Source organism: Kitasatospora cineracea (assembly GCF_003751605.1).
Classification (GTDB): domain Bacteria; phylum Actinomycetota; class Actinomycetes; order Streptomycetales; family Streptomycetaceae; genus Kitasatospora; species Kitasatospora cineracea.
Genome location: NZ_RJVJ01000001.1, coordinates 767,146 through 778,313, shown reverse-complemented (window position 1 = coordinate 778,313; position 11,168 = coordinate 767,146). Strand labels below are relative to the sequence as shown.

At 76.5% G+C, this 11,168-nt stretch carries 6 protein-coding genes; all 6 read left to right on the top strand.

The annotated features are described in order from the left end of the window. Positions 1–59 precede the first annotated feature (59 nt). The 6 genes from EDD39_RS03480 to EDD39_RS41890 all read left to right on the top strand — a co-directional run bounded on the left by EDD39_RS03480 (position 60) and on the right by EDD39_RS41890 (position 11,164). Positions 60–1,031, top strand: coding sequence for an ornithine carbamoyltransferase (locus EDD39_RS03480; RefSeq protein ID WP_123553326.1), 972 nt, complete (start codon positions 60–62; stop codon positions 1,029–1,031). 2 nt (positions 1,032–1,033) lie between these two features. Then, positions 1,034–2,353: an MFS transporter gene (locus EDD39_RS03475; RefSeq protein ID WP_123553325.1), complete on the top strand. Its 1,320-nt coding sequence runs from the start codon at positions 1,034–1,036 to the stop codon at positions 2,351–2,353. 158 nt (positions 2,354–2,511) lie between these two features. Next, complete coding sequence (locus tag EDD39_RS03470; RefSeq protein WP_123553324.1) at positions 2,512–3,507, top strand: TauD/TfdA family dioxygenase; 996 nt, start codon at positions 2,512–2,514, stop codon at positions 3,505–3,507. Further along, positions 3,504–4,484 (top strand): TauD/TfdA family dioxygenase, encoded by a 981-nt coding sequence (locus tag EDD39_RS03465; RefSeq protein ID WP_123553323.1) that lies wholly within the window; start codon positions 3,504–3,506, stop codon positions 4,482–4,484. Before EDD39_RS03470 ends, EDD39_RS03465 begins: the two co-directional genes overlap by 4 nt. Before the next feature lie 13 nt (positions 4,485–4,497). Then, positions 4,498–5,307, top strand: a complete 810-nt coding sequence (locus EDD39_RS03460) for a thioesterase II family protein (RefSeq protein WP_123553322.1) — start codon at positions 4,498–4,500, stop codon at positions 5,305–5,307. A gap of 1 nt (position 5,308) precedes the next feature. After that, positions 5,309–11,164: a non-ribosomal peptide synthetase gene (locus EDD39_RS41890; protein WP_123553321.1), complete on the top strand. Its 5,856-nt coding sequence runs from the start codon at positions 5,309–5,311 to the stop codon at positions 11,162–11,164. Positions 11,165–11,168: the final 4 nt, after the last annotated feature.

The window sequence follows — 11,168 nt, the reverse complement described above, 5'->3', positions numbered from 1 at the left end:
CCCCCGGCCCCGCCCCGACCCCCAGGCATCCCCCCGTCACCCGCGTGAAGGAGCCCTTCATGACCGCACGCCACCTCATCTCGCTGGACGACCTGACCGACGACGACCTGCGCTGGATCACCGCCCGGGGCGCCTCCTACTCCGCGGGCCTGGTCCCGCCCACCGGCCCGCTCGAGGGCGAGGTGGTCGGCGTGTACTTCCGCCGCACCTCGACCCGCACCCGGACCGCGTTCTCCTCCGGCGCGCTGCGGCTGGGCGCCAAGATCATCGCCTTCGGCCCCGACGACCTGCAGCTCAACACCGGCGAGACCACCGAGGACACCGGCCAGGTGTTCTCCCGGATGCTCGACGTCCTGGTCGCCCGCACCAGCGGCGACCCGGCCGAGCTGCGCGGCTGGGCCGGCCAGGACCGGATGTCCGTGGTCAACGCGATGAGCGCCGACGAGCACCCCACCCAGGCGCTCACCGACCTCACCACCCTGCTGCGGCAGTTCGGCCGGATCGACGGCCTGCGGGTGCTGTACGTCGGCGAGGGCAACAACACCGCGGCCGCTCTCGCCCTGGCGCTGTCCCGCTTCCCCGGCACCGTCCTGGAACTGCGCACCCCGCCCGGCTACGGCCTGAGCCCGGAGGTCCGGGAGCGGGCGGCCCGCTCGGCGGCCCGCTCCGGCGCCGAGGTCACCGAACTGCACCACATGGACGGCCGGCGGGGCGGCTTCGACGCCGTCTACACCTCGCGCTGGCAGACCACCGGCACCAGCAAGCCCGACCCCGGCTGGCGGGCGGTGTTCGCGCCGTTCACCGTCACCCCGGAGCTGTGGCGGGACAGCCCGGACGCGGTGTTCATGCACGACCTGCCCGCCCACCGCGGCGAGGAGGTCGCCGCCGAGGTGCTGGACGGGCCGCGGTCGATCGCCTTCGACCAGGCCGCCAACAAGATGTACAGCGCGATGGCCGTGCTCGAGTGGTGCCGCAGCGGCACCGCCGGGACCGCCGCGCGGAACCGGACCGGAGAGGCAGTGGCGCAGTGAGCATGCTCAAGGAACCCGCGGTCGAGGAGCAGACCGCCCCGGCCCCCGCCGACGCCGCCGAGGCCGTCGAGGCGGCCGAGGCTCCGGTCGAGGTCGAGGAGGCCGCCGAGCCGGTGCCGCCGCTCAAGCGCAACCGGGACTTCCGGCTGCTGTGGCTGGGCGCGGGCGTCTCGCAGTTCGGCGGCCGGCTGAGCGCCGTCGCCTACCCGATGCTGATGGTGTGGCACGGCCACTCGGTCACCCAGGCCGGACTGGTCGCGTTCGCCGCCCAACTCCCCAACCTGACGGTGCAGTTGCCCGCCGGGGTGCTGGTCGACCGGTTCGACCGGCGGCGGCTGATGATCGCCTGCGACCTGGCCGCGCTGGTGGCGATGGCCGCGCTGGTGACCTCGCTGGTGCTCGGCGCGGTGTGGGTGCCGCTGGTGATGGCGGCGGCGTTCGTGGAGGGCAGCGCGGCGATCTTCTACCGGCTGGCCGAGCGGGCGGCGGTGCGCAACGTGGTGCACCCGGACCACCTGTCGGCGGCGCTGTCGCAGAACGAGTCGCGCGGCCACGCGGCCGGGCTGCTCGGCAACCCGGTCTCCAGCGCGCTGTTCACCGTGCTGCCGTGGCTGCCGTTCGCGCTGTCCGGCCTCGGCCGGATCGGGGCCTACCTGGGGTTGGTGGCGATCCGCACCGAGTTCCAGCAGCCGCGCCGCCCGGACCGCCCGCGCGACCTGCGGGCGGAGATCGCCGAGGGCTTCAACTGGCTGCGCGGGCAGCGCTTCATGCGGGCCGCGGTCGCGCTGGTCGCCGGGACGAACGTGCTGTTCCAGATCATGGGCCTGACCCTGGTGGTCACCGTGCAGCGGGCCGGCGGCTCGCCGGCCGTGCTGGGGGCGATCGGCGTGGTCTCCGGGCTCGGCGGGGTGCTGGGCGCGCTGTCCGGCTCGTGGTGGATGAAGCGCTTCTCGCCCGCCGCGATCATGACGGTGTCCTTCGCGCTGTGGGCGGTGCTGATGGCCTCCGTCGCGTTCACCGCCAACCCGTTCGCGCTGGCCGGCCTGTACGCCGGGATGAGCGGCGTGGGCGCGGCGATGAACGTCACCGCGGGCGTCTACCAGGCCCGGATCTGCCCGGACGAGCTACAGGGCCGGGCGGCCAGCTTCGCCGTCCTGGCGTCCTCCGGCGCCAACTCGCTGGGCGCGCTGTCGGCGGGCTTCCTGCTGGCCGCGCTCGGCCCGGCGCACACCGCGCTCGGCGCGGGCGCCGTGATGGCGCTGATCGTACTGCTCGCGCTGGCCAGCCCGGCGGTCCGCAGCGGCCGGGAGGTGATCGGGTAGCACCCGCCCCGCCACCCCGCAGGAGGGCGCCGGCCGCAGTCGCGGCCGGCGCCCTCCTGCGTGTGCGCAGCACCCGTGGGGCGCAAGGGATACCGGGAAAAAATAGGCCGCTTTGGAAAGGTCGCGGACGCAACGGCCCTACTGGAGAGAGAGGACCCATGAACGCGGATCTGAACTGGCGGCCGCTGGAGATCGGACCGTCCGACGTCGGCGCCGCCGCGACGGCCGAGGGCCTGCTCGCCCACCTGCGCGACCACGGCGACCTGGAGGACCTGCTGGTCAAGGAGAAGGCCGTGGTGTTCCGCGGCTTCGGCGTGGCGCCCGGCGAGCTCGACGGCGCCCTCGACCTGCTGCTGCCCAACCGGCTCGCCTACGTGCACGGCAACTCGCCGCGCACCAAGGTCGGCAAGAACGTGTACACCTCCACGGAGTACCCGCAGGAGTACACCATCTCGATGCACAACGAGATGTCGTACGCCCACCAGTGGCCCGCCCGCCTGGCGTTCTACTGCGAGGTCGCCCCGGCCACCGGCGGCGCCACCCCCGTGGTGGACGGCGTGCGCTGGCTGGAGGCGCTCGACGACGAGGTCCGCGAGGCCTTCGCGGGCGGCGTCCGCTACACCCAGAACCTGCACGACGGCTACGGCCTCGGCAAGAGCTGGCAGCAGACCTTCGAGACCGACGACCGCGGCGCCGTCGAGGAGTTCCTCGCGGGCGCCGAGGCCGGCTGGGAGTGGAAGGCCGACGGCACCCTGCGGATCACCCAGCTGCGCCGCGCCACCACCCGGCACCCGGTCGACGGCACCGAGGTCTGGTTCAACCAGGCCGACCAGTGGCACGCGGCCGGCCTCGGCGACGAGACCGCCGCCACCCTGGCCCGGATCCTCCCGCCGGAGGACCTGCCGCAGTCGGTGACCTTCGCCGACGGCTCGCCGATCCCCGCCGAGTGGGTGCTGCAGATCCGCGACCGCGGCCTCGACTCGGCCGTCGACGTCGACTGGAACGCCGGCGACCTGCTGCTGATCGACAACGTCATGGTCGGCCACGGCCGCCGCCCGTTCACCGGCAGCCGCCGCGTCCTGGTGGCGATGAGCAACAGCGCCGCCGACGCCGCCCGCGCCGAGCAGCTGCGGACGGCGGTGGACGCGGCATGACCACCACCCAGGCCCCGGCACAGGCCCTGCTGCCGCACCTGGTGGAGCACCGGCCCGGCGGCCCCGACCTGATCGCCACGATCACCGCCCGGCGGGCCGAACTGCGCCGCCGGCTGCTGGTCGACGGCGCGCTGCTGCTGCGCGGCTTCCCGGTCGGCGGCGTCGCGGGCTTCGAGGACGCCGTCCGGGCGCTGTCCGGCGAACCGCTCAGGTACGCCGAGCGCTCCTCGCCGCGCTCCACCATCGCGGGCAACGTCTACACCTCGACCGACTACCCGCCGGACGAGGAGATCTTCCTCCACAACGAGAACTCCTACCAGGCCAGTTGGCCGCGCCTGCTGTACTTCTACTGCGACGTCCCGGCCGAGACGCAGGGCGCCACCCCGCTGGCCGACGTCCGCGAGGTGCACCGGCTGGTCGACCCGCAGGTGCGCGCCGAGTTCGAGCGCCGCGGCTGGCAGGCCGTCCGCAACTTCCACCCCGGCTTCGGGGTCCCGTGGAGCTCCGTCTTCAACACCGGGGACCGCGCCGCCGTCGACGCCTACTGCGCCGAGCGCGGCATCCGCACCGAGTGGACCGGCGAGGACGGGCTGCGCACCGTCGCCCGCCGGGAGGCCGTGCACACCCACCCGGAGACCGGCGAGCGGGTCTGGTTCAACCACATCACCTTCTTCCACCACAGCACGCTCGCCCCCGACGTCGCCGAAGGGCTGCTGGAGCTGTTCGGCGAGGACGGCCTGCCCAGCAACACCTACTACGGCGACGGCGCGCCGATCCCCCGCGAGGTCACCGACCACCTGCGGGACTGCTACCGCAAGGCGTCCCGGCGCTTCGACTACCGGCAGGACGACATCCTGGTGGTCGACAACATGCTCGCCGCCCACGGCCGCGAGCCGTTCACCGGCCCGCGCCGGATCGCCGTGGCGATGACCGACCTGTACGACCCGGCCGCCGCCACCGGCGGGCCGGGCGACTGAGGAGCCGGACCCCATGCTGTCGCAGAAGCCCGCCCCGGGCCGTTCCCCCTGGCTGCGCACCTTCCTGCCGCGGCCCGCCGCCGCGGTGCGGCTGGTGTGCTTCCCGCACGCCGGCGGCGCCGCCAGCTCCTTCCGCGCGCTGGCCGAACTGCTGCCCGCCGACGTCGAGTTGACGGCCGTCCAGTACCCGGGGCGGCAGGACCGCTACCTGGCGCCGTTCGCCACCGACCTGCTCGCGCTCGCGGCGGACATCCACCGGGAGGTGGCGCCCCGGCTCGACCGGCCCACCGCCTTCCTCGGCCACAGCATGGGGGCCACCGTGGCGTACGAGACGGCCCGGCTGCTGCGGCCGCGCTTCCCGTCGCCGCTGCTCGCCCTGTTCGCCTCCGCCCGCCGCGCCCCCGACGCCTGCCGCCCCACCGGGCTCGACTTCGCCGGCGACGACGAGGCCGTCCGCGGCTTCATCCGGGAACTCGGCGGGTCCGGCGCCGACCGGCTGGAAGAGGAGGAGCTGTGGCAGCTCACCCTCCCGATGCTGCGCAGCGACTTCCTGCTCGCCGACGCCTACCGCCACCAGCCCGGCCCGCCGCTGGGCTGCCCGGTGATCGCCGTCGGCGGCGACCGCGACGCCCGCTTCACCCCCGAGGACGCCCGGCGCTGGTCCGCGCACACCGTCGGCGCCTTCGAGCAGCACGAACTGCCCGGCGGCCACTTCTACCCCGAGGAGTGCCCCGGACTCCTCGCCGCCCTGCTCACCGACGCCCTCGCCCGGCACGGCGCCCCGATCGCCGCGACCGCCGACCGACCCCTCGTGGAGAGCTGAGATGTCCCACCCGAACACGGTGCGCCTGCCCCTCACCGCGGCCCAGGCCGGGGTCTGGGCCGCCCACCAGCTCGACCCGACCGGCCTGCGGTTCACCATCGGCGAGTACCTGGACGTCCCCGAACCCGTCGACCCGGACACCTTCGCCGAAGCCTGGCGCACCGTCGTCGCCGAGTGCCAGGCCCTCCAGGTGCACGCCGTCGGCGAGGACGCCGACGGCCACTGGCAGCTGGTCGACCCCGGTTCCGCCCCGCCCGCCGCCTTCCACGACTTCTCCGACCACCTTGACCCGGAGGCCGCCGCCCGCGCCTGGCTGAGCGCCCGCTTCGACGAGCCCGTCGACCTGGCCGCCGGGCCGCTCTCGCACGCCGCCCTGCTGCGCCTCGCCCCGGACCGGCACTGGGTCCACCACCGCTACCACCACGTGGTCGCCGACGGCATCGGCTACTCCCTGGTCCTCGGCCGGCTCGCCGCCGTCCACCGCGCGCTGCGCGCGGGAGAGCCCGTCGGCCCGTCCCCGTTCGAACCGCTCGCGGTGCTGGTCGAGGAGGACGCCGCCTACCGCCGCTCCGAGCAGTACGCCGAGGACCGCCGCTACTGGACCGAACGGCTCGCCGACCGCCCGATGCCCGCCCGGCTCACCGGCCGCGCCGTGCGCACCGAACCCGCCGCCGGCCCCGCCGCCTGGGAACGGGCCCAGCGGCTGCGCGCCGACGCCGCCCTCGACCCCGCCACCATGCGGGCCGTCCGGGCCGCCGCCCGGGCCGGCCGCACCAGCTGGCTGACCGTGCTGGTCGCGCTCACCGCCGCCTACCTGCACCGCGCCACCGGCCGCGAGGACGTCGTGCTGGCCCTGCCGGTCGCCGCCCGCACCACCCCCGCCGCCCGCCGCACCCCCGCGATGGTCACCAACACGGTGGCGCTGCGGCTGGCCGTCACCGCCGGGACGTCACTGGAGTCGCTGCTGCCCGCCGCCGACGCCGAGATCCGGGCCGCCCTCGCCCACCAGCGCTTCCGGCACGAGGACCTGCTCGCCGCGCTCGGCCTGTCCGGCAGCGACGTCGGCTTCATCGGCACGATGGCCAACCTGATGTCGCACGACCCGCGGCTCGGCTTCGGCGACCGGCCCGCCACCCCCGTCAACCTGTCCTCCGGCCCGGCCCCCGACCTGACCGTCTCGGTGCAGGACCGCGCCGACGGCGGCGAGGGCGCCCGGATCGCCTTCGACGCCCACCCCGGCCACTTCGACACCGCCGAACTGCTCGGCCACCGCGACCGCTTCCTGCGGCTGGTGCGGGCCGCGCTCGCCGCCCCCGCCGCCCCGCTCGGCACCCTCGACCTGCTCGGCGCGGACGAACGCCACCGGCTGCTCCACGAGTGGAACGCCACCGACCGGCCGCTGCCCGACACCTGCCTGCCCGAGCTGTTCGCCCGGCAGGCCGCCGCCACCCCCGACGCGGTCGCCGTCTCCCAGGACGGCCACCGCCTCACCTACCGGCAGCTGGACGCCGACTCGCTCGCCCTGGCCCGCACCCTCGCCGCCCGCGGCATCGGACCGGAGAGCTTCGTCGCCGTCGCCGTGCCGCGCTCCCCGCTGTCGATCACCGCCCTGCTCGCGGTGGTCCGGGCCGGCGCCGCCTACCTGCCCGTCGACCCCGGCTACCCGGCCGAGCGGATCGCCCAACTGCTCTCCGACAGCGCCCCCGCGCTGGTCCTCACCACGCCCGACACCGCCGACCGGCTCCCGGCCGGCGCGCCCCGGCTGCTGCTGCCCGCCCCCGGGACCGCCGACGCCGATCGCGCCCTCCCGGTCCCGGACCGGGAGAACCCGGCGTACCTGATCTACACCTCCGGCTCCACCGGCACCCCCAAGGGCGTCGTCGTCCCGCACCGCGGCGTGGTCAACCTGGTCCTCGACCACCTCGAGCGGCTCGCCCTCGGCCCCGGCAGCCGGGTCACCCAGCTGCTGTCGCCCGGCTTCGACGCCGCCGTGCAGGAGATCTGGCCGTGCCTGCTGTCCGGCGCCGAACTGCTGCTGCCGCCCGCCGCCGGACTCCCGCTGGGCGCCGAACTCGTCGCCTTCCTCGCCGAGCGGCGCGCCACCCACATGACGCTGCCCCCGGTGCTGCTCGCCGCCCTGCCCGACGCCGAACTGCCCGCCCTGCGCTCCGTGGTGGTCGGCGGCGACAGCGTCGAACCGGAGACCGTCCGCCGCTGGTCCGCCGGGCGCGCCCTGCGCAACCACTACGGGCCCACCGAGATGTCCTGCACCGTCTCCGGCAGCGACCCGCTCACCGCCGACGAGGCCCCGCCGATCGGCCGCCCGATCGCCAACACCCGGCTGCACGTCCTCGACGGGGACCTCGCCCTCGTCCCGACCGGCGCCGCCGGCGAGCTGTACGCCACCGGCGCCGGCACCGCCCGCGGCTACCTCGGCCGCCCCGGCCTGACCGCCGAACGCTTCCTGCCCTGCCCGTACGGCCCGCCCGGCACCCGGATGTACCGCACCGGCGACCTGGTGCGCCGCCGCCCCGACGGCCGGCTGGACTTCCTCGGCCGGGCCGACGGCCAGGTCAAGATCCGCGGCTACCGGATCGAACCCGGCGAGGTCGAGGCGGCGCTGGCCGCCGTCGACGGGGTCGCCGAGGCCGTGGTCGCCGCCCACGGCGACCAGCCCTCCGACCGCCGCCTGGTCGGCTACGCGGTCGCCCGGCCCGGCACCGCGCTCGACCCGGTCGCGCTGCGCGCCGCCGTCGCCCGCACCCTGCCCGACTTCATGGTGCCCGCCGCCGTGCTACTGCTGGACGCCCTCCCGCTCACCCCGCACGGCAAGGTCGACCGCCGGGCGCTGCCCGCCCCCGACTTCGCCGCCCGGGCCGCCGGCAAGGCCGCCCGCACCCCCGTCGAGGCGCTGCTGTGCCGGCTCTTCGCCGACGTGCTGGGCACCGGGCCGGTCGGCGCCGACGAGTCGTTCTTCGACTGCGGCGGCGACTCCATCCAGGCCATCCAACTGGTCGCCCGGGCCCGCGAGGAGGGGCTGCGGCTGACCGCGGGCGAGGTGCTGCGCCACCGCACCCCCGAGGAACTCGCCACCGTCGCCCGCACCGACCCGGCGGCCGGCGCCGAACCCGCCGGGGCCGGGACCGGGGAAATCGCCCCCACCCCGATCCTGCGCTGGCTGGCCGCCCTCGCCGGCGGGGCCGGGACCGCCGCCGTCGCCGGGTTCAACCAGTCCGTGCTGCTGCGCACCCCCGCCGACGCCACCGCGGACTCGCTGGCCGCCGCGCTCCGGACGCTCACCGACCACCACGACGCGCTGCGGATCGCGCTGGCCGCCGACTGGACCGCCGCGGTCCGCCCGGCCGGGACCGTCCCGGTCGGCCTGCGCACCGCCCCCGCCGGGGCCGACCGGGCCGCCGAGGCCGCCGCCGCCCGCGACCGCCTCGACCCGGCCGGCGGCACCGTCCTGCAGGCCGTGCACTTCGCCGACCGGCGCGAACTGCTGCTGGTCGTCCACCACCTGGCCGTCGACGGCGTCTCCTGGCGGATCCTGCTGCCCGACCTGGCCGCCGCCGAGGCCGCCGCCCGGGCCGGCCGCACCCCCGACCTGCCGCCCGCCACCACCTCGCTGCGCGGCTGGGCCGCCCGGCTCGCCGCCACCGCCGCCGACCGCCGGCCCGAACTCCCGGCCTGGCAGCGGATCGCCGCCACCCCCGACCCCGGCTCCGGCCCGCTCACCCCCGGCCCGCGCCGCCGCACCGCCTTCACCCTGCCCCCCGCCCCGACCGCCCGGCTGCTCGCCGACCTGCCCGGCGCGCTGCGCGCCGGACCGGACGAACTGCTGCTCACCGCGCTGGTCCGGGCCGTCGCCCGGCTGCGGGCCGAACGCGGGCAGCCCGGCGGCGACGTGCTGCTCGACCTGGAGGTGCACGGCCGCCAGGAGGACGCCGTCGGCCTGCCCGCCGCCGACCTGTCCCGCACCGTCGGCTGGTTCACCGCCCTGCACCCGGTCGCGCTGCCGCCCGGCCCGGCCGACGACCCGGCCCGCGCCCTCAAACTGGTCAAGGACCGGCTGCGCTCCCGCCCCGGCGACGGCCTCGGCCACGGCCTGCTGCGGCACCTGGACGGCGCCGACGGCCTCGCCGGCACCCCCGAACTGGCCTTCAACTACCTCGGCCGGCTGCCCGGCGACCGCGGCTTCGACTGGGACCTGCTGCCCGGCGACGGCCCGCTGGTCGACGGCTTCGACCCGCGGATGCCCGCCGCGCACGCCCTGGAGATCACCGCGATCACCCACGAGGGCGCCGCCGGACCCGAACTGCACGCCGCCCTGGAAGGCCCCGCCGACCGCTTCGAGGCCGTCGGCGCGGACCGGCTCGCCGCCCTCTGGCAGCAGGAGCTGGCCGCCCTCCCGGCCGCCGCCGACCAGCCCGGCGCCGCCGGGCTGGTGCCCGCCGACGTGCCGCTGGCCGGCCTCGACCAGGGCCGCCTGGAGGCCCTGGAGCGCGCCCACCCCGGCCTCACCGACGTGCTGCCGCTCACCCCCCTCCAGGAGGGCTTCCTCTTCCACACCCTGATCGACGGCCGCGACAGCGACGCCTACCTCACCCAGCTGGTCGCCGACCTGCGCGGCCCGCTCGACCCCGACCGGCTCCGGGCCGCCGCCGGACGGCTGCTGGAGCGCCACCCCGCGCTGCGGGCCGGCTTCTGCCACGAGGGCCTGGACCGGCCCGTCCAACTGGTCCGCGACGGCCTCGAACCGCCCTGGAGCGCCGCCGACCTGTCCGGCCTGCCCGAGCCGGAGCGGACCGCCGAGCGCGACCGGCGCACCGCCGCCGAGCAGGCCCGCCCGTTCGACCTGGCCGCGCCGCCGCTGCTGCGCGTCCTGCTGCTGCGACTGGGCGCGGACCAGCACCGGCTGGTGCTCACCAACCACCACATCCTGTGGGACGGCTGGTCCACCCCCGTGCTGCTCGACGAGCTGTTCGCGCTGTACGCCGGGGCCGCCGACCTGCCGCCGGCCCGCCCGGTGCGGGAGTACCTGGCCTGGCTGGCCGGGCAGGACACCGCCGCGGCCGGCCGGGCCTGGGCGGCCGCGTTCGCCGGCCTGGAGGGCCCCACCCACCTGGTGCCGGAGGCCGCCGAGGGCGAGCCGGTGCCGCAGCAGCAGCTGCGCGAGGAGCTCACCGAGGAGGCCACCGACCGGCTCCAGCGCCGGCTGCGCGCCCTCGGGGTGACGCTCAACACCGCGGTGGAGGCCGCCTGGGGCCTGTTCCTGGCCCGGACGGCCGGCACCGAGGACGTCGTCTTCGGCACCTCCGTCTCCGGCCGCGACGCCGAACTGCCCGGCGTGGAACGGATGGTGGGCATGCTCACCAACACCCTGCCGGTCCGGGTCGCGCTCCGCGACGAGGAGAGCCTGGGCGAGCTGCTGGTCCGCCTCCAGGACGAGCAGAACCGGCTCGCCGCCCACCACCACCTGGGCCTGGCCGACATCCAGCGGCTGGCCGGCGTCGGACCGCTGTTCGACACCACCACCGTCTGCCTCAACTACCCCGTGGACCTCGACGCCTTCGACGCCCTGCCCGGCGGCCTGCGGCTCACCGCCCTGGACGCCCGGGACGGCACCCACTACCCGCTGCGGATGGCCGTGATCCCCGGCCCGCGCCTGCGGCTGTGGCTCGGCCACCGGCCCGACTGCTACGGCCGCGAGGAGGCCGGACAGGTGCTGGACCGCTTCCGCCGCCTGCTGGAGCTGATCGCCGACCACCCCGAGGAGCGGGTCGGGGACATCGACATCCTCACCGCCGGGGAACGGGCGGCCCTGCTCGTCGCCTGGGGCGGCTACGGCAGCTGACCGC